Source organism: Cypionkella psychrotolerans, assembly GCF_001294535.1.
GTDB classification, from domain to species: domain Bacteria; phylum Pseudomonadota; class Alphaproteobacteria; order Rhodobacterales; family Rhodobacteraceae; genus Cypionkella; species Cypionkella psychrotolerans.
Genome location: NZ_LGIC01000076.1, coordinates 1 through 23,499, shown reverse-complemented (window position 1 = coordinate 23,499; position 23,499 = coordinate 1). Strand labels below are relative to the sequence as shown.

Annotated in this window: 25 protein-coding genes; 20 read left to right on the top strand and 5 right to left on the bottom strand. The window is 60.3% G+C overall.

What is annotated here, in order from left to right:
- Positions 1–1,259, top strand: a 1,259-nt coding sequence (locus AKV04_RS17730) for an MFS transporter (protein WP_082351719.1), incomplete at its 5' end; no start/stop codon positions are given.
- 11 nt (positions 1,260–1,270) lie between these two features.
- On the opposite strand, the gene AKV04_RS27735 is transcribed toward AKV04_RS17730, so the two are convergent.
- The gene (locus AKV04_RS27735; RefSeq protein ID WP_328287158.1) at positions 1,271–1,474 is read right to left on the bottom strand and encodes a MerR family transcriptional regulator; all 204 of its coding nucleotides are present in this window, start codon (positions 1,472–1,474) and stop codon (positions 1,271–1,273) included.
- Here AKV04_RS27735 and AKV04_RS26275 point away from each other — a divergent pair.
- From AKV04_RS26275 to AKV04_RS17700, 6 genes are all read left to right on the top strand, one after another.
- On the top strand, positions 1,415–1,594 hold the full coding sequence (locus tag AKV04_RS26275) for a hypothetical protein (protein ID WP_156317636.1): 180 nt from the start codon (positions 1,415–1,417) through the stop codon (positions 1,592–1,594). The genes AKV04_RS27735 and AKV04_RS26275 overlap by 60 nt on opposite strands.
- A gap of 125 nt (positions 1,595–1,719) precedes the next feature.
- Entirely contained in the window at positions 1,720–2,025 is a 306-nt protein-coding gene (locus tag AKV04_RS27250) for an ArsR/SmtB family transcription factor (protein ID WP_235815693.1), read from the top strand.
- A gap of 12 nt (positions 2,026–2,037) precedes the next feature.
- Complete coding sequence (locus AKV04_RS27245) at positions 2,038–2,379, top strand: rhodanese-like domain-containing protein (protein WP_268871805.1); 342 nt, start codon at positions 2,038–2,040, stop codon at positions 2,377–2,379.
- A 507-nt stretch (positions 2,380–2,886) separates the two neighbouring features.
- A complete protein-coding gene (locus AKV04_RS17710; RefSeq protein ID WP_054007750.1) occupies positions 2,887–4,371 on the top strand; it encodes a multicopper oxidase family protein in 1,485 nt (494 codons plus the stop codon).
- Positions 4,372–4,438: 67 nt separating this feature from the next.
- Positions 4,439–4,960 carry a TlpA family protein disulfide reductase gene (locus AKV04_RS17705; protein ID WP_082351718.1) on the top strand — a complete coding sequence of 174 codons (522 nt, stop codon included), beginning with the start codon at positions 4,439–4,441 and terminating at the stop codon, positions 4,958–4,960.
- Positions 4,961–4,985: 25 nt separating this feature from the next.
- Positions 4,986–5,429 carry a YqaA family protein gene (locus AKV04_RS17700; RefSeq protein ID WP_054007749.1) on the top strand — a complete coding sequence of 148 codons (444 nt, stop codon included), beginning with the start codon at positions 4,986–4,988 and terminating at the stop codon, positions 5,427–5,429.
- Between the two features lie 15 nt (positions 5,430–5,444).
- Here AKV04_RS17700 and AKV04_RS17695 read toward each other — a convergent pair whose 3' ends face one another.
- A complete protein-coding gene (locus tag AKV04_RS17695) occupies positions 5,445–6,194 on the bottom strand; it encodes a DsbA family protein (protein WP_162232899.1) in 750 nt (249 codons plus the stop codon).
- A gap of 35 nt (positions 6,195–6,229) precedes the next feature.
- Positions 6,230–8,548 (bottom strand): heavy metal translocating P-type ATPase, encoded by a 2,319-nt coding sequence (locus AKV04_RS17690; RefSeq protein ID WP_054007747.1) that lies wholly within the window; start codon positions 8,546–8,548, stop codon positions 6,230–6,232.
- A gap of 441 nt (positions 8,549–8,989) precedes the next feature.
- On the opposite strand from AKV04_RS17690, the gene AKV04_RS17685 reads away from it, so the two are divergent.
- The 7 genes from AKV04_RS17685 to AKV04_RS17650 all read left to right on the top strand — a co-directional run bounded on the left by AKV04_RS17685 (position 8,990) and on the right by AKV04_RS17650 (position 14,772).
- The gene (locus AKV04_RS17685) at positions 8,990–9,457 is read left to right on the top strand and encodes a c-type cytochrome (protein WP_235815691.1); all 468 of its coding nucleotides are present in this window, start codon (positions 8,990–8,992) and stop codon (positions 9,455–9,457) included.
- Between the two features lie 467 nt (positions 9,458–9,924).
- Entirely contained in the window at positions 9,925–10,494 is a 570-nt protein-coding gene (locus AKV04_RS17675) for a cytochrome c (protein WP_162232898.1), read from the top strand.
- A gap of 1 nt (position 10,495) precedes the next feature.
- Positions 10,496–11,464 (top strand): c-type cytochrome, encoded by a 969-nt coding sequence (locus AKV04_RS17670; protein ID WP_054007744.1) that lies wholly within the window; start codon positions 10,496–10,498, stop codon positions 11,462–11,464.
- Positions 11,465–11,592: 128 nt separating this feature from the next.
- The gene (locus tag AKV04_RS17665; protein ID WP_156317634.1) at positions 11,593–11,889 is read left to right on the top strand and encodes a hypothetical protein; all 297 of its coding nucleotides are present in this window, start codon (positions 11,593–11,595) and stop codon (positions 11,887–11,889) included.
- A 9-nt stretch (positions 11,890–11,898) separates the two neighbouring features.
- Positions 11,899–12,363 carry a hypothetical protein gene (locus AKV04_RS17660; RefSeq protein WP_156317632.1) on the top strand — a complete coding sequence of 155 codons (465 nt, stop codon included), beginning with the start codon at positions 11,899–11,901 and terminating at the stop codon, positions 12,361–12,363.
- The gene (mrdA, locus tag AKV04_RS17655; protein WP_054007741.1) at positions 12,364–14,304 is read left to right on the top strand and encodes a penicillin-binding protein 2; all 1,941 of its coding nucleotides are present in this window, start codon (positions 12,364–12,366) and stop codon (positions 14,302–14,304) included. It abuts the gene before it with no gap.
- A 183-nt stretch (positions 14,305–14,487) separates the two neighbouring features.
- Positions 14,488–14,772, top strand: coding sequence for an HdeA/HdeB family chaperone (locus tag AKV04_RS17650; protein WP_162232897.1), 285 nt, complete (start codon positions 14,488–14,490; stop codon positions 14,770–14,772).
- 129 nt (positions 14,773–14,901) lie between these two features.
- Here AKV04_RS17650 and AKV04_RS17645 read toward each other — a convergent pair whose 3' ends face one another.
- Positions 14,902–15,099, bottom strand: a complete 198-nt coding sequence (locus AKV04_RS17645; protein ID WP_054007739.1) for a heavy-metal-associated domain-containing protein — start codon at positions 15,097–15,099, stop codon at positions 14,902–14,904.
- Between the two features lie 163 nt (positions 15,100–15,262).
- Between AKV04_RS17645 and AKV04_RS17640 the strand changes: the two genes are divergently transcribed.
- The 3 genes from AKV04_RS17640 to AKV04_RS17630 all read left to right on the top strand — a co-directional run bounded on the left by AKV04_RS17640 (position 15,263) and on the right by AKV04_RS17630 (position 18,586).
- Positions 15,263–17,731, top strand: a complete 2,469-nt coding sequence (locus AKV04_RS17640; RefSeq protein WP_054007738.1) for a heavy metal translocating P-type ATPase — start codon at positions 15,263–15,265, stop codon at positions 17,729–17,731.
- A complete protein-coding gene (gene cueR / locus AKV04_RS17635) occupies positions 17,728–18,156 on the top strand; it encodes a Cu(I)-responsive transcriptional regulator (RefSeq protein ID WP_054007737.1) in 429 nt (142 codons plus the stop codon). Before AKV04_RS17640 ends, cueR begins: the two co-directional genes overlap by 4 nt.
- 67 nt (positions 18,157–18,223) lie before the next feature.
- Positions 18,224–18,586, top strand: coding sequence for a DUF305 domain-containing protein (locus AKV04_RS17630; RefSeq protein WP_054007755.1), 363 nt, complete (start codon positions 18,224–18,226; stop codon positions 18,584–18,586).
- Positions 18,587–18,779: 193 nt separating this feature from the next.
- Here the strand turns inward: AKV04_RS17630 and AKV04_RS17625 are convergent, their stop codons facing one another.
- Complete coding sequence (locus AKV04_RS17625) at positions 18,780–19,220, bottom strand: MerR family transcriptional regulator (RefSeq protein WP_054007736.1); 441 nt, start codon at positions 19,218–19,220, stop codon at positions 18,780–18,782.
- An 87-nt stretch (positions 19,221–19,307) separates the two neighbouring features.
- On the opposite strand from AKV04_RS17625, the gene AKV04_RS17620 reads away from it, so the two are divergent.
- The 3 genes from AKV04_RS17620 to AKV04_RS17605 all read left to right on the top strand — a co-directional run.
- Complete coding sequence (locus tag AKV04_RS17620) at positions 19,308–21,560, top strand: heavy metal translocating P-type ATPase (RefSeq protein WP_202905649.1); 2,253 nt, start codon at positions 19,308–19,310, stop codon at positions 21,558–21,560.
- Between the two features lie 548 nt (positions 21,561–22,108).
- The gene (locus AKV04_RS17610; RefSeq protein WP_054007734.1) at positions 22,109–22,510 is read left to right on the top strand and encodes a FixH family protein; all 402 of its coding nucleotides are present in this window, start codon (positions 22,109–22,111) and stop codon (positions 22,508–22,510) included.
- A partial coding sequence (locus AKV04_RS17605) for an efflux RND transporter periplasmic adaptor subunit (RefSeq protein WP_054007733.1) occupies positions 22,507–23,499 on the top strand: 993 nt, incomplete at its 3' end. The genes AKV04_RS17610 and AKV04_RS17605, both read left to right, overlap by 4 nt.

Below are 23,499 nucleotides of genomic sequence, written 5' to 3'. Positions count from 1 at the left end.
AACTCGTGGCGCTGATCGGGACTGGGCTTGCCACAGTGGCGCTTGGCCTTCTCGCTTGGCAACTCGCAGGTGACAACGCGGGCGCAGTCTTGGGAACGGCACTTGCGATCAAGATGGTGGCCTATGTGACGCTGGCCCCCGTGGCGGCGGCCTTCGCGGAACGCTTGCCGCGGCGCGCGTTTCTGGTGACCCTCGACCTGATCCGGGCGGGAGTCATCGCCTTTCTGCCTTTTGTGACCGAGGTCTGGCAGGTCTATCTGCTGATCTTCCTCCTGCAGGCTGCTTCCGCCGGGTTCACTCCAGCGTTCCAGGCCGTGATCCCTGACGTGCTGAAGGACGAGGGCGATTACACCAACGCCTTGTCCCTACTGCGGCTGACCGAGGATATGGAACAGCTCGCCTCGCCCATGATTGCGGCTCTTCTGCTGACGGTTGTCAGCTTTCCGGTCTTGTTTGCAGGCACTGTCGTGGGTTTTGTTGCATCGGCCCTGCTTGTCACGACGGCCCGCCTGCCAAATCGGGTGCGGCAGGAGAACAACCAGTTCTGGGCCGACGTGACTAAGGGCATCCGCATCTACTCACTGACGCCCCGCCTGCGTGGCCTGATGGTGATGGAAGCCGCTGTCGCCGCCGCAGGCGCGATGGTCTATGTCAACACAGTCGTGCTGGTGCAGGCCCGACTGGGCTTGGGAGAGGAGTCCGTTGCACTGGCCTTCGCGGGCTTCGGCGCGGGCTCGATGCTGGCGGCGTTCCTGCTTCCCCGCATCCTCGACCGACTGGAAGATCGACCCGTGATGATCGGGGGTGCTGCCCTGATGGTTGCGGGCGTGGCACTAGTGCCGCTGGTCGCCAGCCTTGCCGAATTGATCGCCCTTTGGGCTCTGATCGGCTTTGGCTTTTCCCTCACCCAGACGCCCATTGGCCGCATCATCAACCGCTCCGCGCGCGAAGCCGACCGGGGCGCGGTCTTCGCGGCACAGTTCGCGCTCAGCCACGCCTGTTGGTTGGTGACCTATCCGCTTGCAGGCTGGGTTGGAGCAAGTGCCGGGTTGAGCACTGCCGCCCTGACCTTGGCCGCCATTGGTACTATCGGGCTGATCGCAGTCTTGCGGATCTGGCCTGCCGACGACCAGTCGATCTTGCCACACGATCATCCGGACCTGCCACTGGATCACCCGCATCTTGCCGAACACGATACCCAGCATGCCCACGCTGTCGTCATCGACGATCTCCACCGTCGATGGCCAAAAGCGGCCTGATTGATTCTTGGTCAGTCAGCGGACCGCCGTTGCTCCGGTTGCCCGCGCTTCTGCCTTCGTGGCCGCCCAACACCCGGCATCTGGCTTGGCCCGTTTCCAAGGTCCGTCAGGATCGGGCAGTCCGGCCGTTGGTCGCCACAGCAGGCGTCCGCAAGGTGCTGCAGCGTGTCCTGCACCGCCTGCATCTCGGCGATCTTGCGTTCCAGCCCGTCGATCTGCTCTTGCGCCAGATGTTTGACGTCGGCGCTGTGGCGGCACCGGTCACCGGTAAAACCAAAGCGCCGGACGTTTTGCCGCCGCAGCCGAACAGATATGAAGCAGACACTGGATCGTAACGCAGGAGTTGGCGCAGGACCATCTTGGTCTCCTTTGGCCATGGGCGAGCTTGCACGCGGCCTTACGATTTGCAAGATTCAACCATATACTTGAATAAAATTCATTCAAAGGATCAGCCCGGTCAATGACGCCGAAACTCGCTCTGTTCGAAGAATACGCCCTGATCGCCCGCGCATTGGGCGCGCCACACAGGATAATGCTGCTGGAACAATTGGCGCAGGGCGAGCGTGGGGTGGAGGGTTTGGCCGACAAGGTTGGTGGGACCGTGGCCAACTGTTCGCAACACTTGCAACTTCTGCGCCGGGCGGGTCTGGTGACCAGCCGCAGGGCTGGAAAAGCGGTGATCTACCGCATGACGGATGACAAGACATTGGTTCTGATGGACCTTCTGGGCCGGATTGCGCAGCAGAACTTGTCGGTAGTGGAATAGATCCTTCAGGGCTTGTCAGATGGCGCTGCACCTGAGCCGATCAGCCGGGCCGCACTTGTCGCCCCGTTGGCGGATGGCTCTGTGACCCTGCTGGACGTCCGGCCGGACGATGAATTTGCCATGGGCCATATTCCTGGTGCTACGCAGATCGATCTTGGCAGGCTCGATGCGATGGCGGCGACGCTTGATCCCGCGGTCGAGATTGTCGCCTATTGTCGCGGGCCCTATTGTCTCTACGCGCATCAGGCGGTTGCGCGTCTGCGCCAACTGGGTCTGAACGCGCGTCGAATAGACGGCGGGCTGCCCGAGTGGCGCGCCGCTGGACTGCCAGTTCAGACGGAGGTCTCTGGCTGAATTGCAGCAAGGCCGCAACCACCCTGCGCGGAATTGTGACTTGCTGATCTCGATGACTGGGCTTACCTGAAAACGATGCATCCCGTTCGAACATCAATGGCCGTTCTGGGCACCGCTATGCGGTTGGTGATAGCTATTGCCTTGATTTTGGTTTTAGTCCTACCGCATGCCTCGACTCCCGCATCAGGTTCCGCAATGGCGATGGATCACATGTCGGCGGGACATGGTGACATGGGCCAGATGCCCCAACACCACGACAAGGCCAACGGGGCGCTTTGCGCAACGATTTGCTTGGGTGCGGACCGGTTCTCGAGTGTGGATCTGCCGCTCCGAACGTTTGGGATCAGCCCGGTCATCTGGTCAGTGACCGCTGGGTCGTCTTGGGGACACTTATCACCTGATCCTGCTCTCCGACCGCCTGACATTGCTTTCAGCGCCTGAACCGGTGCCGCCAACTGCGGCGCCATTTGCATTTGCGTTGGGCCCTGCGGGGTCAATGAGAGCATCATGAACACCACAAAAATCTCACGTCGCGGCTTTCTCGCCGCATCAGCGGCCATGGCGGCAAGCACTGCCTGTCCACGGATGGCCTTTGCGCAAACCGCCCCCTTGTCTTTGTCGGCAGCCACGCGAGTGCTGGACATCGGCGGGCGGGCTGCAACCGTCTACGGGCTGACCAATGCTGCGGGCGGGCAGGGACTGATTCTTGATCCCGGCCAGCGGTTCCGCGTTGACCTGACCAACAGCCTTGACGTTGAAACCATCATCCATTGGCATGGGCAGTTGCCGCCGAATGTGCAGGACGGCGTGCCCAATCTGCCGCAACCGTTGCTGAAAACCGGGGAAATGCGCAGTTTTGATTTCGCCCCCAATCCCGGCACCCACTGGATGCACAGTCATGTGCCGGTGCAGGAAATGAGCCTGCTGGCGGCCCCGCTGATCGTACGGACGGCTGAGGATGTTGCGGCCGACCGGCAAGAGGTCGTCATGTTCCTGCACGATTTCTCGTTCCGTCCCGCCGAAGAGGTTCTGGCGGAAATCACCGGCGGGATGGCAGGTCACGACATGGCTGCCATGGGCAAGCCAGCCCCGGCCAAGAAAGATGCCATGGCAGGCATGGACATGTCAGGGATGGATATGTCCGGCATGGACATGTCAGGCGGCATGGCCGGTATGGCCATGGATCTGAACGACTTCAATTTCGATGCCTATCTTGCGAATGACCGCACCCTGTCGGACCCCGAGGTGATTCCTGTCGAGGCGGGCGGGCGCATCCGGCTGCGGGTGGTCAATGCAGCGGCGGCAACGGCGTTCTGGATCGACACTGGCGCAGCCCCGGCGCGGCTGGTCGCGGTGGATGGTCACGCGATCGTGCCGCTGCCCGGTACCAGGTTTGGCATGGCCATGGCGCAGCGGCTGGATATCGAGATTGATCTGCCGGGGGCGGGCGCTTTCCCGGTGTTGGCCCTGCGCGAAGGCGCTCGCGAACAGACCGGCATCATTCTTGCCAGCAGTGGTGCCGAAGTGAAGCGGATCGCGGGCATGGCCGAGGCAGAGGCGCCCGCCTTTGATACCGACATGGCGCAAGAGCTGCGGCTGCAAGCGGCCAACCCGTTGGCCGCGCGTAAAGTGGATCGGACGCAGATGATCATGCTGGCCGGTTCCATGCAGCCCTATGTCTGGACGATTGACGGGCAAACCTGGGACAGCCACATTCCTGTCACCGCCGTGAGTGGTCAGCGGGTCGAGCTGATGTTCCACAACATGTCGATGATGGGGCATCCGATGCACCTGCATGGCCATGTGTTTCAGGTGGTCAACATCAATGGGCGCGCGGTGAATGGGGCGATGCGCGACACCATCTATGTGCCGCCGATGGCGCAGGTGACGGTGGCACTGGATGCTGGCGAGGCGGCGCGCTGGATGTTGCACTGCCACCACATGCCACATCTGTCGACAGGGATGATGACGGAGTTTGCCGTCAGCGCCTGATCCCTTGTGCGGTGGCGTTGGCGGGTTGGCCAGCACCACCACACATCCATGTGCCAAAGGGGCTATGATGCAGCGGCGGATGTTTCTGAAATCTTCAATCGCGACGGCGCTTGTTGCAGGTCCGGCATACGCCCGGGCCCCCATTGCGTTGCAAGACCCTCCACAACCGCTGCTGTCGCCGCCGTTTCAGGATGGAGATGGCCGCAAGCTGAAGCTGAGTGATTTTGCGGGTCGGGTGGTTCTTCTGAATGTCTGGGCCACCTGGTGCCCACCCTGCCGCGAAGAAATGCCTGCGCTGGACGCCCTGCAAGGTCGGTTGGGCGGGTCGGACTTTGCAGTTGTGCCGATCTCTATTGATGCCGGTGGCATTGACGCGGTGGGTCGGTTTTATGATGAGATCGGCATCCGGACTTTGGGCCGCTATTGGGGCGAGGATCTGCGCGTGAAACTTGCGTTTGCCGTGTTTGGCCTTCCGACCAGTCTTTTGATCGACAGGAACGGCATGGAACTGGGCAGGGTCAGTGGACCTGTCAAATGGGACGGTGACGCGGCGGTTCGTCAGATCACACGCGTGATTGCCGGAACATGACCTGTCATTCAGAGACGATGCCTTGATGTCCATAGTTGCGGTTTATGGCTTGCTTTGCCTCTCAGCCTTCTTGTCTGCCACCTTGTTGCCGGGGTCGTCCGAGGTGGTTCTGCTTGGCATGCTCGCCAGCGGGCAAGGCAGCCCTGTGACGCTTGTCCTGTTTGCATCTGTGGGCAACGTTGCAGGTGCAATGGTGAACTGGGGGCTGGGACGGTTCTTTGAGCACTACAAAGACAAATCGTGGTTTCCCATTCAGGCCGCTGCCCTAACCCGCGCGCAGGTCTGGTTCGCACGTTGGGGCCTGTGGTCGCTGCTGTTATCCTGGGTGCCAGTGATCGGCGACCCGCTGACGCTGGTGGCCGGAGTTCTGCGGGTGCAATTCGGGCGGTTTCTGGTGCTTGTGACCATTGGCAAAGTGGCGCGCTATGGGCTTCTGGTTCTGGCTTGGCAGCATTGGGGCATGGCCTGAAGGGTCTTGATGGGATCAGGCCTGTAGACAGGGCAGTGGCGGCAATGCCCGTTCATCCGCGATGATCTGGGCGACATCGGCGGCGGGAATGGCCCCCAGAAACACTGTCCGACCAATCACCATTCCGGGTGTCCCGTAAAACCCGAACACAGCCGCCAACGCGCGTGCCTGATCGAGCGCCGTGTCTATCTCGGGCCGCTGCATGTCGGCAACCAGCTGCGGGCCATCAAGACCAAGGTCTTCCGCCATCGCTTTTACCAGGTTCAGGTCCGAAACCATCCGGTTTCGCAGCAGTCGGTCGTGCATCGCCGCGTAGGCACCTTGCCGGTCCGCAGCCAGAACTGCCTTGCTGGCCGTGGTCGAGGCCGCACCCAGAAGCGGAAGTTCGAACCGGACGAGGCGCAGCACACCGGGATTCGCTTTCTGATAGTCGGCGAGGATCGTCTCCAGCACGCGACAGTTCGGACAGTTGAAATCGGAAAAGAAGGCGACAGGAACCCGCAGGTCTTTGGCAAGGCCGAACAAAGCGGCGCAGGGATCGGCGCGAATGGCTGCGATACGTGCGGCTTTGGCCGGATCAGGCGCTTTTGCTACATCGAAACCCACAATCACATTGTTGGTGCTGGAACGCGCACCTGTACCGGCAAGTTCTCGGAAGGGCGCCAGCCCGTCCAGGTCATGATAAACAAGTTCCCGGCGCCACAAGGAACCCAGACGAGGGGCCGCGTAAATCCATGCGGCAACGGCTGCGGCCCCCCCTGTCAACACGGCACGCCGCCGCCAAGGATTTGGCGACTCCGTCACAAGTCAACACGCCGCAAGCGCAGCGCGTTGGTGATCACCGATACCGATGACAGGCTCATCGCGGCCGCCGCGATCATCGGTGAAAGCAGGGTGCCGGTCAGCGGATACAACACGCCTGCCGCAACCGGCACGCCGACCACATTATAGGCAAAGGCAAAGAACAGGTTCTGCTTGATGTTGCGCAGCGTGGCCCGTGCCAGCTTGCGCGCCCGCACGATGCCTAGAAGATCGCCACCCAGCAGGGTGATCCCCGCGCTTTCCATCGCCACATCCGCCCCGGTGCCCATGGCGATGCCGACATCTGCAGCAGCAAGGGCAGGGGCGTCGTTCACTCCGTCGCCTGCCATGGCAATCTTGTGCCCCTCGCGGCGCAGCTGGTCGATCAAGGACTTCTTGTCCTCGGGCAGAACGCCAGCGCGTACCTCGTCGATGCCAAGGCTGGCAGCGATGGCGCGGGCGGTGCGTTCGTTGTCGCCGGTGGCCATGATGATGCGCAGGCCAACGCCATGCAAGGCGCGGATGGCCTCGGCGGCAGTGGGTTTCACCGGATCGGCCACGGCGAGGATCCCCGCAAGCGCACCATCAACAGCCAAGTACATCGCGGTCTTGCCGATGGCCCGCAAGGCATCGGCGCGGGCTTCGCCATCGGCTGTCTGCAGGCCCATCTCCTGCATCATCGCGGCGTTGCCAAGTGCCACGGCGCGACCAGTCACAGTACCGCGTACGCCTTTGCCGGTGACTGCCTCGAACCCATCGGTTGCACCGGCTGCAATCCCGCGCGCGGCGGCGCCTTCGACGATGGCCTCGGCCAAGGGGTGTTCCGAGCCTTTCTCCAGCGCGGCGGCCAGCGTCAGTATCGTCACTTCATCGACGTCCCCCAGCACGACCGTGTCGGTCAGCACGGGCTTGCCCATGGTCAGCGTGCCTGTCTTGTCCACGATCAGGGTATCAACTGAGGCCATGCGCTCCAGCGCTTCGGCATCCTTGATCAGCACGCCCGCCTGCGCGCCGCGCCCTGCGGCAGTGGTGATCGAGATCGGCGTGGCAAGTCCCAGTGCGCAGGGGCAGGCGATGATCAGCACGGACACGGCGGCGGCCACGGCAAAGACCAAAGCCGGGGTTGGCCCGAAAAGCATCCAGACCGCGAAGGCCAGAAAAGCTACGGCCACCACCGTTGGCACGAAGATGGCTGAAACCCGGTCGGCCAGCCCCTGAATGGGCGCGCGTGAGCGGCGGGCATTGGATACCATGGCGACAATCTGGCTAAGCACGGTATCGGCGCCGACCTTGCCCGCCTCGATCACTAAAGAGCCGTTCTTGTTCAGCGTGGCCCCCGTCACCGGGTCGCCCGGCGCTTTCTCAACCGGCATCGACTCGCCGGTCAGCATGCTTTCATCAAGGCTGGAATTGCCCTCGATCACCACGCCGTCGACCGGAACCGCATCGCCGGGGCGCACCCGCAGCCTGTCACCCGCCATGATGTTTTCGAGCGGCACATCGTATTCACTGCCATCCGGCAGGATGCGCCGCGCCAGTTTGGGCGCCATGTCCAGCAGCGCGCGGATTGCGTCACCTGTGCGTTCGCGGGCGCGCAGTTCCAGCACCTGACCCACAAAGACCAGCGCCACGATCACAACGGCGGCTTCATAATAGGTGCCAACCATGCCGCCCATCCGGTAGGCTTCGGGGAACAGGCCCGGCAGAAATGTGGCAACCAGTGAATACAGATAGGCGGCTGCTACCCCGAGCGAAATCAGCGTCCACATGTTGGGAGATCGGTTGATGACCGACTCCCAGCCACGCCGGAAGAATGGCAATGCTGCCCATAGCACGATCGGCGTCGCCAGCACAAACTCGGCATAGGTTGCGACCTGATGTCCGATCAGGTTGCGCAGTTGCAGCCCGACCAGCGGCCCCATGGTCAGCGCGATCAGCGGCACGGCGGCCGCAGCACTGACCCACATGCGCCGGGTGAAATCGGTCAACTCGTGGCTTGGCGCGTCTGTCGGCACCAAAGTTTCCAGTGCCATGCCGCAGATCGGGCAAGACCCCGGAGCATCCCGGATGATCTGCGGGTGCATTGGGCAAGTATACTGCGTGCCCGCGACCGCCACCTTCCCGCGCTTTGCGGCGTTGCCCGAGGCGTAGAACCACGGGTCAGTCTGAAACTTGCTCTGGCATTTGCCGGAGCAGAAATGAAAGCTCTGCGCCCCGAAGGTTTCGGTCCGGGTATCGGGTTTCAGCGTCACGGTCATGCCGCAGACCGGGTCAATGGCTGTGGCAGCGCTGTCCGGTGCAGCAGCATCTTTGGGCATGTCCAAAGCATGATCAGAGTGACTCTTCGTTGGATTGCGCATTTGTGGCCCCTTGAGTGATTCAACGATGCGCTGAATATGTATTTCGGGTGGAAACTCTGGTGCAGGAATCGCTTGTAGCGTTCCCGCAGTTTGTATTGATTACACTCTGGGGCTTCCTGTTGCTGGAAGGTCAACAACAAAATTCCGACGGCCAACTCATAGATTGTCTTGACGGGGCCGGCAAAAAGATTGGCAACCGGTTCTGCAGCAGCGTGATGGGTGGCTCACGAAAACGTCAGAATTTTTCGCTTGGGGTTCCAGCGCTGGAAGGTGGTATCCGACGTCGAACGTTAAGGTTCGTTCGTTCCATATCCACCAATCGACGGTAGTTTACCTGCTGTCGTGCGGAGAATTGGCCACGTTGACGCGAAGTGACGCTCTAATGACCCGGAAAGGGCGATGGCAGGCATGAAGTTCCCGGCAACCATTTGGTTGGTATTGGCACTCGCCACGTTGGTGGGCGGGGCATACACGTACATTCGGCAATCTCAAAGTTCTGCCGTCCAAACTTCTGGCGCGCGTGAGCCGATTACTGCCAATGTCGAGATGGTGAAGGTAAAATTGCCAGCAAGGCTGTCCGACGAGGCAATGCTTGGGAAGACCTATTTTGACGCTGTTTGTGCATCATGCCACGGAGAAAGTGCAGCGGGCCAAGACGGAATTGCGCCGCCACTCGTTCACAAGATCTATGAGCCGTCGCACCATGGCGATGCGGCCTTTGTAGTCGCGGTGCGGCAAGGATCACGGCAGCATCACTGGTCTTTTGGCAGCATGCCGCCGTTGGAACAGCCTCTTTCTGACACCGAAATTAAGGCAATCATCCGCTATGTTCGCGAGCTTCAACGCGAGAATGGGATCCTGGGATGATTTGTGGCTGGACGATCCGACTGTTGGCAGCCAGGGCCATGGGCATCATCTCGGTGCTTGTCATGGTTCTGGTACTGCTGGTCTCGTCGGCGGGTCAGCGCGAAGCCCATGATAGCGACCACGCGGTTGTGACGGCGGCTCAGCAATCGCAAGTGCAGGGCTCAGCGTCTTGTCACGCTCAGGTTTCTTGCGCACAATTTATAGCCCCGATGAGGGCGCAAATTGTAACGCCAAATGCAGTGCGCAAGGCGAAATACGCGCCCTTTGGCAAAGCGGCTTCAAACCTTTTCGGCCCTTCATTCGAAACGCCGCCCCCCCGAGCCTGACGCTGACCTTTCCGGACCTTCGGTCCGAACGAAGCAGCAATCAGGCAGGAAGACATGATCAGAAATGGAACTCTGGGCGCTATCGCCCTAACGATGCTTGGCGTTGTCGCCGCAGCACACAATGGCGCAACTGGCGTGGTGATGGAGCGCATGATGGGCATGTCTGCCATGCGCGACGTGATGCGCGACCTTGCCCCGATGATGCAAGGGCAGGTGCCTTTTGATGGCATTACGGTCCAGGAAGCGGCGGCCGTGCTGCAAAGCCATGCTGGCGATCAGATGCTCGCCTTGTTTCCGGAGGAGCCTATTCCGGCGTCTTCATTCGCAAAGCCAGAGCTTTGGCAGAAGTGGGATCGCTTTGCGGCTTTGTCTGCAGAGTTGAAGCTCTACTCCGAAGGACTTGCCGTGGCAGCCGCAAATGGGCTTGAAGCGCCTGTCCCGATGGCCGCCCCTGAAGCGGGCACCGACTCTATGGCGGGTATGGACCATAGCACTATGAAAATGGCAACCGAGCCAGAAAAGTTCTCTGTCGCAGAACTGATGGGCGTGTCTAAGCGCGCGGCTGCGGCAACGGGGCAAAGCGGAGAACTGGCTGTTGCCAGTGATTTGCCAGCGGGCCCGCAGTTTGCAGCAATGGCGGCCGACGATGTTTTCGAGCGGATCAGCCAGACCTGTGCTTCCTGTCATTCTCAGTTTCGCAACGGCAACTGATATGCGGGGACTCATTCGATCTACATTTGCAATTGGTGCAGCAGGACTTGTTGGCATTGCGATCATCGCAAGGTGGCCAATAGCAACGCCGGAACACCTTGGCATGATCACAGGCGATGCCTATCGCGGTGCCTATCTCGCGCGGACGTCCGGCTGCATCGCCTGCCACACCAATGCGGCTGCAGATGGCGCCGCACTGGCCGGTGGCGCTCCGCTGGATACGCCGTTTGGCACATTTGTTCCGCCGAACCTTACACCAGATCCGGTTGGGGGTATTGGCGGTTGGACACTGGATCAATTCGCGGTCGCGGTGCGTCAGGGCGTTCGCCCGGATGGCAAAGCGCTCTATCCGGCGTTTACCTATGAATTCTACGCTGACTTTTCGGATCAAGACATTGCCGATCTCTGGGCAGCGTTTCAGACCGTGCCACCGGTCGCCGAAGCTGCCGCAGACCATGACCTGATGTTTCCATTCAACATGCGCTGGGGTTTGAAACTGTGGCGGGCGGCTTTCATGTCGCCTGCTGTGATTTCGCCAGTGTTCGGAAAGTCTGAAGCCTGGAACCGAGGGCAACAACTGGTCACAGGGGCAGCCCATTGCGCGGCCTGCCACACAGGTCGCAACATGCTGGGCGGCCTGCAAGCCGATGAAGCGTTGGCTGGGAATGCCAATCTGCCGGGGGGAAGTGCCGCGCCGCCAATTCTGGCTAGTGTTTTGGCCGCAAAAGGCTGGACGGTGTCCAACATGGCCTACGCGCTTCGGACGGGCGTCATGCCGGATGGCGATGTCTTTGGTGGCAGCATGGCTGAGGTTGTGCAAGCCGGAACATCGTTTCTTGACGACGCGGATCGCGCAGCGATTGCCACCTATTTGCTTGCGTTGCCCGCAGGAGTGGCCGCTCCAGACATACCCGTTGCAGATGCGGGGACGCCAGCAATGGTTCACACACCGGGGATGGTAATGGAATGAAAGTGAAAATTCTCGCGGCCGTTTTGGGGCTGCCCCTCCTTGCGTTCCTCGTCTTGCTGATCTGGGGAGGCATGTTCAAAAGCCCCGCAGCTGAGCCAATAGACGCGTCCGAAAGTCCGGATGCAGTCATGTCCGAACAGCTTACGGACGGCTTGATCGAAGCGCAGGTCTATCTGACCGGCAATCTTGGTTATCAGATCAACATCCAGTTTTCGCCCGTGGAGGCTTCGACCATTGCGGCAACGATGCGGCCTGATGTCAATCTGGCAATGGTTGACATGCATATGGATGGATACACCTTGCCGCTTGAATTGATCGGGGCCGGGGCTTGGCGATCAAAAGGCAAAATGCCGATGGCAGGCCTATGGGTCATGAGCATCGGCTTTGGTGATGAATTCGCTGAAGTCACCTTTGACGCAAAATAGGAAATGATGATGCAAGACAGTCAACTTGTCCCGACGGCGCGAGAGCCATTCGACCCACATAAAATCGGGGATGGCATTGTTGTGGCTGGCTTTAGCTTGGCAGCTATTGGCACGGTGACGGCCGTTTGGGCCAACCCGTTTTTTACGCGTATGACCCCCATCGGCATCTGGGAAATCCCATCGCTTGCTCTGGTTGCGGCGTTGACGGGCGTTTTTGCTGCGGTACGCCGACCGGCATGTGCCACAGGGCGTGCAGGTCTTGGTGGTTTGGCGTCTTTCCTCGGCATCGCTTGCCCGACCTGCAACAAGATCCTGATGCTGGTTTTCGGCGGCGAGGCCTTGTTGCGCTGGTTCGACCCCGTGCGCCCCTTGATGACGTTGCTTGGCATCGGCCTCTTGTGCATGGCGATCCGCAACGAATGGAAAAAGCGGCCACTCGTGCGGCCAGTTCAGACCAAAAGCGAGGCATTCTGAATGCGCCGCCCTGCCGCTGCTGATCGCGAAAGACAGACGAAGTTGACCCGACGCATCTTGCTGATCGGCGGCGTCCAGGCGGTTTTTGTCGGCGTTCTAGGCCTTAGGATGCGCCAGATGCAGATCGTCGATGCTGATCTCTACCGCACCCTGGCCGAGGAAAACCGGATCAGCCTGCAAATAATCTCTCCGTCGCGTGGCAAGATTATGGATCGGTTCGGCCAGGTTCTTGCCGACAACCGGCCAACCTATCAAATCACCATCACCCGCGAACGGGCGGACGACATGGAAATTGTATTGCGGCGCCTGAAGGTACTGTTGCCGATCTCGGACGAACAGATCGCGGCCGCGCTGGCGGACAGCAAGAAAACCAGCGCCTTTGTACCCATCCCCGTGGCTGAACGTGTGACTTGGGAGGAATTGTCCCTTGTCGCCGTGAACCTTCCTGCCCTGCCGGGCGTCAATCTTGAAACCGTACTGGAGCGCACTTACCCGCTTGGACCGGACTACGCCCATGTGATCGGCTATGTCGGACGGGTCAGCGAGAATGATCTGGCCGATGCGGGAACGGGCGAGCCCCTTCTGTCGATGCCAGGTTTCAAGATCGGAAAAATCAGTATCGAACGGTCAATGGAGCAGCAACTGCGCGGCGTTCAGGGAACGCTGGCAGTTGAAGTCAATTCATCGGGTCGCGTCATGCGGGATTTGGAGCGGACTGACCCGGTTGCGGGTGAAGATGTGACGCTAACGCTTGACCATCACTTGCAGAACTTTACGCTGGCCCGGCTGGGCGATCAAAGCGCCGCTGCAGTTGTCATTGATGTGCGCAATGGCGATATTCTCGCGTCAGTGTCGGCACCGTCTTTTGATCCAAATCTGTTTGTCGGTGGCATTTCATCCAAAGACTACGGCGCCTTGCGAGACTCCGAATACCGGCCTTTGGCGGACAAAACGGTTCAGGGGGCCTATCCGCCAGGATCAACGGTCAAGATGTCACTTGCGCTAGCGGCCCTTGAGGCTGGCGTGGTCACACCGGACGACAGTGTGAATTGCCCCGGCTTTGTCGAGATCGCGGGTCGAAAGTTCCACTGCTGGAAAAGGGGCGGTCATGGGCGCGTCAACTTGCAAGGTGCGCTTCGCGAATCCTGCGATGTGTTCTTTTATGAAATGGCACAGCGGGTTGGCATTGACGGGTTGAATGCCATGAATACCCGGCTTGGGCTGGGTTTGAAGCCCGATCTGCCGTTGTCCGGGATCACGGCTGGTCTGAATCCGTCGCGGGATTGGAAGTTGAAGAAACAAGGCAGTGAGTGGCGGATCGGCGATACCATCAATGCCTCCATCGGTCAGGGATTTGTGCAGGCGAGCCCGATGCAACTGGCCGTCATGGCGGCGCGTATCGCTTCGGGGCGTCAGGTGACGCCGCGCATGATCAAATCAGCCAGCGATATACCCGACAGCGGCTTTGCCTCCATGGGCTTGTCCTCGCAGTCGCTCGATCTGGTCCATCGTGGCATGTTCGATGTTGTAAATGCTGACCGTGGTACAGCCAAGGCTTCGCGGATCGTGGCAGATGGCCAGCAAATGGCTGGAAAGACCGGCTCCAGTCAGGTGTTCAGCATAACGGATGCGGAACGGGCCTCTGGCGTGCGCACGCAGGATCAACTGCCATGGAACAGACGGGACCATGCGTTGTTCACGGCGTTTGCACCATACGATGCGCCGCAGATCGCTGTTTCGGTGTTGGTCGAACACGGCGGTGGCGGATCAACAGCCGCCGCGCCGATCGCCCGCGATCTGGTGTTGTTCTACCTGAACGGCGGATTGCCCCCGCCTGAGGCATATCCGGCAGAGCAGCGCGGTCGGGTCGGAACTGATCTGGCACGGTTGAGCACGCTCATTTTGCCACCCGATGCAAACGGAGCAACCAGCCATGCGTGAGCCGCCGCTGGACCAACTTCTTACTGCGACACGCATTTCGCATTCACTCCGTTCAACCGAGTGATCGAAACACTCTTGCCGCTCAAAGCGATCTGATGGCCCGCAGATCGCGCGGCAGGGGGTAACCACCCAATGGGTCGTGCTTGCGTTATGGTGATGCAGGCTAACAAAAAGGAAAACACGATGTCTTCTGTCTATTCCACCTTCGCAGCCGGACTGCTTGCAGCGGTTCTGGCCACACCATCAATGGCTCAAGAAGCGGCTGATACCGCAAAGTTGACCTGCAAGGAATACATGGCGCTTGATGCCGCAGGCATGACGGCCGCAACTACTGCCATCAAGGCGGATCCTATGGCCATGGCTGAGATGAAAGCGCTTTCAGACAACGACGCAATGGCCAAGCTTATGAAGGACTGCGAAGGCATGCCGGACATGAATTTGATGGATGCCATGCACATGAAAATGTAGGGCGGACGTATGGCCATCGCGGCCTGACGACTTATCACGATCGAACCCACCCGCTGGCATAACCGGGTGGGTTTTCAAATGTCAGATTGTTTTTACTCAGTGAGGCGCTTCCAAGGAGCGGCGCGCAGTCTATGCGGCAGTCGCCTCGAATCCCGCCACTTTCAATGCCGCGATCAGGTCGGCAGTTGACCGGGTCGACGTGACACCGACGCTGCGGGTGGTCAGATCGACCGCAACTTGCGCCGTAGGATCAACGCCAGCGACTGCTTTTTCTACGGTTGCCTTGCAGTGACCGCAGCTCATGTCAGGTACATTCAGGGTAATCATGATTGGCCTCCTTTGCCTATTGATGGACATGGGGGTTCCACCCACCGGAAGGTCAAGAGCCAGTTGATACTATTTTTGCTGCAGAAAAATTTACCAGAAAGGACTTGACCTTCCTGTGACTGGAAGCCCTATCTGATGGGTTGCAAGAACGGATAGGTGCGTCATGGCTGATGGAAATTATACTTTTGAGTTGGATGGAATGTCCTGCGCGTCTTGTGTAGGCCGGGTGGAACGGGTGCTTGCAGGGCTCGACAGCGATGGGACTGCCGCCGTAAATCTTGCGCGAGAAACCGGTACCGTAAGCGACACCATTGCGGCATCGGCTGTTGTCGAGGCACTGGCCACCGCAGGTTATCCGGCACGAACTTCGGTGATTAACCTTTCCATCGAGGCGATGACCTGCGCTTCATGTGTGCGCCGTGTGGAAACTGCCTTAGGCGCTGTTCCGGGCGTTGTGTCGGCGACGGTCAATCTGGCCTCCGAAACCGCAGAGGTCACTGTGCTTTCGGGGGCGGTGCAACTGGCCGATCTGGCGGCAGCAACATCGGCAATCGGTTATCCTGCAAAACGGCGCGGGGCTGCGGTGGAAACCGTGGACCGCAAGGCTGCCGAGGCCCTGGCCTTGCGCGGGCAGTTGATCCTGGCGGCGGCTTTGGCTTTGCCGGTGTTTGTGGTTGAAATGGGCGGGCATCTGTTTCCCGCATTTCACATGTGGATCGTGATGACCATCAGTCAGCAGGCAAGCTGGATCGCCCAGTTCGTGCTGACCACACTTGTTCTGATCGGTCCGGGCCGCAACTTTTACCTGCGCGGGTTTCCGGCGCTGTTCAAGGGTGCCCCGGATATGAATTCGCTGGTCGCGCTTGGCACATCGGCGGCCTATGCCTTTTCCGTTGTGGCGACCTTTGCACCGGGGCTTTTGCCGGCCGGGACAGCAACCATCTATTACGAAGCAGCAGCGGTGATTGTCGTGCTTATCCTGCTCGGCCGCTATCTTGAGGCGCGTGCCAAGGGCCGCACCGGTCAGGCCATTGCCAAACTTGTGGGCCTGCAAGCCAAGACGGCGCGGGTCGAACGTGACGGCGTTGTGATCGAACTGCCGATCGACGCGATTCTGGCGGGCGACATCTTGCATGTGCGCCCCGGTGAACGGATCGCGGTTGATGGTGATGTGACAGGCGGATCGTCCTGGGTTGATGAAAGCATGATCACGGGCGAACCTGTACCGGTGGCCAAGGCGGCGGGTGCCGCTGTGGTCGGTGGCACGGTGAACGGCACCGGGGCGCTGACATTTCGTGCGACACGGGTTGGGTCCGATACCATGCTGGCGCAGATCATCCGCATGGTCGAGGCCGCACAGGGCGCGCGCCTGCCGGTGCAGGATCTTGTCAACCGCATCACCGCATGGTTCGTGCCCGCCGTTCTGGTCGCAGCCCTGCTGACCGTTATTGCATGGATGGTTTTTGGCCCCAGCCCCACGCTGGGCAATGCCCTTGTGGCCGGGGTAGCGGTTCTGATCATCGCCTGCCCCTGTGCTATGGGTCTGGCCGTGCCAACCTCGATCATGGTCGGCACCGGGCGGGCGGCAGAGATGGGCGTGCTGTTTCGCAAAGGTTCGGCTCTGCAAACGCTGACAGATGCAAAGGTTGTGGCGCTGGACAAGACTGGCACCCTGACCGCCGGTCGGCCAGAACTGACCGATCTGCATCTGGCGGCGGGTCAGGATGAAACTCATGTTCTGAAACTTGCGGCCTCTGTCGAAGCCCTGTCCGAACATCCGATCGCCAGCGCCATCGTGCGCGCGGCCAAAGCCAAGGGCATCACCATGCCTGAGGCGCAGGACTTCACCTCGATCACCGGGCTGGGGGCTTCGGCCATCGTCGAGGGGCAACGTGTTCTGATCGGTGCTGACCGGCTGATGACCCGCGACGGGGTGGAGCTTGGGGCCTTGGCTGTCTTGGGTGCCGCACTTGGCGTCAAAGGCCGCAGTCCGCTGTATATGGCGGTAGACGGCGTGGCGGTCGCGGTCATCGGTGTCGCCGACCCGATCAAACCGGGCTCGCCCGAAGCGATTGCCGCCCTGCATGCGCTGGGGCTGAAGGTTGCTATGATCACCGGCGACAACCGCGGCACGGCAGCGGCGATTGCAAGCGCTTTGGGCATCGACCATGTTGTGGCTGAAGTGCTGCCCGAAGGCAAAGTCGCTGCGCTGAACTCTCTGCGCGAAGGCGGGGCCAAAGTTGCTTTCGTTGGCGACGGCATCAATGACGCGCCCGCTTTGGCCAGTGCCGATGTTGGCATTGCCATCGGCACCGGCACCGATGTTGCGGTTGAAAGCGCCGATGTGGTGCTGATGTCGGGCGATCTGCGCGGCGTGGTCAACGCCTTCCGCATCAGCCAGCGCAGCATGGCGAATATCCGCCAAAACCTGTTCTGGGCCTTTGGATATAATGTGGTGCTGATCCCGGTTGCAGCAGGTGTGCTGTATCCGCTGAACGGCACCTTGTTGTCACCGATGCTGGCTGCGGGTGCGATGGCGCTGTCCAGCGTTTTCGTGCTGAGCAACGCGCTGCGCCTGCGTTGGGTGCAGCCAGCAATCAAGCAATCCGATGTGAAGGAAGGTAAATCATGAACATCAAGGACGCGGCCGAAAGGTCCAGCCTGCCCGCCAAGACCATCCGCTATTATGAAGAGATCGGTCTGGTGCGCCCGCTGCGCGATGCCAATGGATACCGCGCCTTCCGAGAAAGCGACATTCACAAACTGACGTTTCTGGGACGATCCCGCGCCTTGGGGTTCACCATTGAAGATTGCCGGGTGCTGCTCTCGCTTTACGAAGACAAAAGCCGGGCGAGCGCCGATGTCAAAGAGCTGGCGGCGCGGCATCTTGACCAGATCGGCGAGAAGATCGCAGCACTGGAAAGTATGCGCGACACGCTGACGGAACTGGTTGACGCCTGCCATGGTGACCATCGGCCAGACTGTCCCATCCTTTCAAGTCTGGCGCTTCGTCAGACGGGCATCGTGCCGCAATTCTCTCCGACAGCTACGAAGTGAAGGAACCAATTCCCCTCACATTAATTACAAACCTGAGTGACCTCGAAATATCAAAAGGATGAAAATCATGAAGAAAATATTTACTGTTCTGGCCGCGACTTCCATGATGAGTTTTGGCAGTCTCGCGATGGCGCAGGAAACCATGAAAGGCATGGATATGTCTGGTGCCATGACTGGGTATATGGGTGCCATGGACACCATGATGAAGTCGATGCCAAAGGAATCGTCAGGAAGTGCGGACGCAGATTTTCTTCTGATGATGATCCCGCATCACCAGTCTGCGATTGATATGGCTAAGGTGGAACTTGAGAGGGGCACTGACAAGGAAACCAGAGCAATGGCCCAGATGATCATTGATGCGCAGGAAAAGGAAATCGCCGAAATGCGGTCGATGCTGGAGCGCATGGGCGTCTCACCTCCCGCAAATTGATGAACGGTCGAGTTTGGAGAGTTCCCGCATCTTTGTTAGTTTGGTGACAAGCCCAAGCTGGCATCAAAGCCGATGGCAAAGGTGCTGGAACTTTGATCGACGAATGTTTTACTAAAATGAACCAGAATGACCTACGCCATGCCGCATGAGCGTCAATCAAGGCGCAAATTGCAAAGGGCCACGGTGCGGCTGACTATTCCGAAACGCCATGAAGATCGCGACTGTGGTCGGCGCTGCAATGGGTGTGGTCGCCCAGAACCTCGATCACGCGGCAGTCGCCGATGCGGCCTCCGGCGCATTGGTCCACCATACGCTCCAGTTCACCTTTCAAGGCTTGCAGGCGCGCGATGCGGCCTTCTACTGCCTGCAATTGGGTGCGTGCAATTGCATCGACCTCGCTGCAGGATTGGTCCGGGCGGTCTGACAGGCCCAAGAGGTCGCGGATCGCTTCCAGTGGAAAGCCAAGTTCGCGGGCATGGCGGATGAAGGCCAGACGATCTTGCGTGCTGCGCGCGTAAAGCCGTTGATTGCCGCTGGAGCGTTCAGCATCGGGCAGCAGGCCGATCTGTTCGTAGTAGCGGATGGTTGGCACCTTGACCCCCGCCGCCGCCCCAAGTTTTCCGATGGTCAGCATCAAAAACCCCTTGAACCTCTAGTTGCTAGAGACATTAGGTATCAAAATCCAAGGTTTCAAGCGCCGCGTTGGTGGCGAAAGGGGATTATGATGACGGGCAACGCTACTGAGCGCCACGACTGGACCGTGACCGGCATGGATTGCGCGGCCTGCGCCGCCAAGATCACGACAGCGTTGGAGCGGTTGCCTGGCGTCACCGAGGTACAGGTCGGCGTCATGTCGGAAAAGCTGAGCCTGCGGCTGGAGGCGGATGCAACGTCGCGCGAGATGATTGAAGCGACGGTCAAGAAACTGGGCTACGGAATCGCCCCGAAGGGCGAGGCGGTGGCCGGGCGCAAGTTTGTCATGCCCGCGCCGCCCCCAGCAAATGATCATGCCGGGCACAGCCACGACGCGAAACCTTCGCCGCAAGACGCTGGCCATGGCGCACCGGGGCATGATCACGCGTCCGATCCTGCCGATCGCGATAAGCGCTGGTATCAAACGGCGAAGGGCAAACTGGTGATCGGCACCGGGCTGTTGTTGGTGGCGGCTTGGGCGGTCAAGCTGCTGGCCTCGGAGCAGATCGCTTTGTGGGCTTTTGTCGCAGCCTGTCTGATCGGTGTGGCACCGGTCGCACGTCGTGCCTTTGCTGCCTTGCGGGCGGGCATTCCCTTCACCATCGAGGGGTTGATGACGATTGCTGCCATCGGCGCGTTGTTCATCGGGGCTGCCGAGGAGGCGGCCTTGGTCGTGTTTCTGTTTGCCGTGGGTGAGGTGCTGGAAGGCGTCGCGGCCGACCGGGCCCGCGCATCAATCCGCGCCTTGGCCAATCTGGTGCCAAAGACGGCATTGGTTGAAGATAACGGCGTCACGCGGGAGGTTGACGCGGCAGGTCTGCAAATCGGCCAACTTGTGCTGGTGCGACCGGGCGACCGCATCCCGGCGGATGGCACGATTGCCGAAGGATCTTCTGGCATTGACGAAAGCCCGGTCACCGGCGAGTCCGTGCCGAAAACCAAGGGGCCGGGGGATGCGGTGTTCGCAGGTTCGATCAATGCCGAGGCGGCGCTGCGCATCACTGTGACCAAATCTGCCGAGGACAACACGATTTCGCGCATCATCGCTTTGGTGGAAGAAGCGGAATCTGCGCGCGCGCCGACCGAGCGGTTCATCGACCGCTTCAGCCGCTATTACATGCCTGCCATCACTGGCCTTGCGCTGCTGGTCGCGGTGATCCCGCCGCTTTTGTTTGGGCAGCTTTGGGGCACATGGGTCTATCGGGGGCTGGCCTTGCTGCTGATCGGCTGCCCCTGTGCGCTGGTGATCTCGGTTCCAGCGTCCATTGCATCTGCACTGGCGACAGGGGCCAGGCGCGGCATGCTGATGAAGGGCGGCACGGTGATCGAGGCTGTGGCGCGCGTCACGCAAGTGGCGTTCGACAAGACCGGAACCCTCACGATGGGGCGGCCCGCGGTGACGGATGTTTTGGTGCTGGATGGCACAGAGGCCGACCTGTTGGCAGTTGCCGCCGGGGTCGAGACCGGGTCAAGCCACCCATTGGCGGAAGCGATCTTGCGCCGTGCCGAGGCGTCGGGCGTCAAAGCCCTGCCGTCCAGCGGTGCAAAGGCGCTGATCGGCAAGGGGGCCGAAGCGCAGGTGGCGGGCGAACCTGCCTGGGTCGGCTCGCCCCGTTTTGCGGCTGATCGCGGGGCACTGGACGGGCTGGGCATCAGGCGTGCTGCGGAAATGGAAGCCGAGGGCAAGACGGTGGTTGTGGTGTTCCGGGATCGCAGGGCCTTGGGCCTTATCGCGATGCGCGACGAGCCGCGGGGCGATGCTGTTGCCGCCATTAAACAGCTGTCAGCGATGCGGATCACCTCAGTTATGCTGACAGGTGACAATGCCCGCACCGGAGCGGCCATTGCCGCAGTGTTGGGGATGCAGCATCGCGCCGATCTGATGCCCGACGACAAAGTGACGGCCATCAAGGAAATGGCTGCGACCGGTGGCGTGATCATGGTGGGCGACGGGATCAACGATGCTCCGGCACTTGCAGCGGCTTCGGTCGGGGTTGCCATGGGGTCTGGCACCGATGTGGCGCTGGAAACCGCCTCGGCCGCACTGCTGAGAAACCGCGTCACCGATGTCGCGGCGATGATTCGGCTGGCGCGGGCTGCGATGGGCAATATCCGGCAGAACGTGACCATCGCTTTGGGCCTGAAGGCCGTATTTCTGGTGACAACGATTTTCGGCCTGACCGGCCTTTGGATCGCGATTCTGGCCGACACAGGGGCCACGGTGCTCGTGACGCTTAACGCGCTGCGGCTACTGGCGTTCGACCCGGAAAACGAGCGCTGAGGATGAGCCGTTGGGACGGGTATGAAATTGACCAAAAGGGTTGCTCCGCAAATTGTGTATTGTCGGATTGCATTTGAACGGGCACATACCGAAACATGCGTAGTCTGTTTGGCATCTTGAGTTTGGTTCTGACGCTGGCAACGATGATCGTTGCGCCGGTGCAAGACGCCAATGCTTCTGTAGCGGCTGCAACAGCGCCGATGATGCAAATGGCGGACGGCTCGCCTTGCACATCGCAAAGCTGCGCCAAAATGCCTGACTGCCCCATGGTCTTACCTTGCGCGTCAGTTCCCGCGGCCTTGGTGGGGCTGTCAGCTAAGCTGGGCTTCCAGCCTGCCGTGCAGATCGTTCGGTTCACTTTTCTGGTCTATTCTGGCCTGCCTTCTATTGAAGGTAGCGGCTTACGAAGACCCCCCAAAATCTGACTGTCACGGGTGCCATGGTGCGCCCTGAAACCGCTTGGCCCTGTGCCGGGCGGAAAGCGCGGCTTGACATATGTCACGCCACAATCGCGCGATTGCGCGTCTTTGACAGTCGGAAAACCTATCATGAATACAACGGTCTGTTTGCGTAGCCTCTTGCTTGCGCCAGTTCTCATCCTTGCGGCGGCTTTCAGCGCGAGCGCCGCCCCAGAAGATTACGCGTTCAAAATTGTTCAAAGCGAACTGCACCCCGGCGAGGGTGTTACCATCGCGGTCAGCCTGACCGACCTGCGCACCAACACGCCCGTCTCTGATGCGGTGATTTTTACGACGCGCCTCGATATGGCGCCAGAAGGAATGGAAGGCATGACGACGCCGGTTGAAGCGGTGGCATCTGACGTTCCGGGGCAATACCAGTTCAAGGTTGATCTGGCGATGGCAGGAAGCTGGCGCTTTCAGATTGCCGCCAAAGTGCAGGGTGAGGCCGAAACCGTGCGGGGCGAGTTGATCTTGGGCGTGACGAAATGAGCGTTCTCGGCAAAACCCTCATGGTGGGGCTGATCGCCGGATCTGCGGGTTTTGCCGGGATCTGGGCTGGGGATCAGGGTGTAACGCCGTCTGATATTCCCGGACTGGTCCGAACCTCTGCGGCCCGACTTTTTGGCGGTGACGCCGAAGCGATGGCCGCAAGCAATGTTGACCCTGTGACAGAGATCGCCCCGACAGGGGCGGTCATCTATTACCGTCATCCTGATGAGCTCGCCTATTCGGCAACGCCTGCAATTACATCAGATGGCCGCGCCTACCTGCCGGTACTGGCCAGTCAGGATATCAGTTTCGACGATGCCGCCAAGGGCGATGAACCCACCACCGCAGAGGGGAACGCTGCTACAACAGCACCAGCGCCATCAGGCGAAAAACGCATCCTGTACTATCGCAATCCGATGGGGCTGCCCGATACGTCGGTCACCCCGAAGAAAGACTCGATGGGGATGGACTATATTGCGGTTTATGCCGGCGAAGAGGCCGATGGATCGACAGTGACAGTCTCATCAGGGAAAATTCAACGATCCGGGGTGAAAACCACGCGTGCCACTCTGTCCTCGATCAGCCAACCGATCATGGTACCCGGAGTGGTGGAGCATGACGAGCGCAAGATCAGCGTGATTTCGTTGCGCACCGAAGCCTTTGTGGAAAAGGTTTCTGATGTAACAACCGGCGCCCCGATCAAAGCCGGGCAGCCTTTGGTCACGCTTTACGCAAAAGAATTTGCAACTGCGGGGGCGCAATACGCGGCGGATCTGAAAATAGGCAGCAAGACCGGGGGCGGGGGTGCCTTGCAACGCCTGCTGAACCTTGGCGTGCCTGCCGAGATGATCGCCGAGATCGAGAAAACCGGCAAACCGCCGCTGTCCGTCACCCTGATGGCCCCGCGCGATGGCGTGGTGCTGGAGCGTATGGCGGTCGATGGCATGATGGCCGAAGCTGGCGAGACGTTGTTTCGCATTGCCGATACC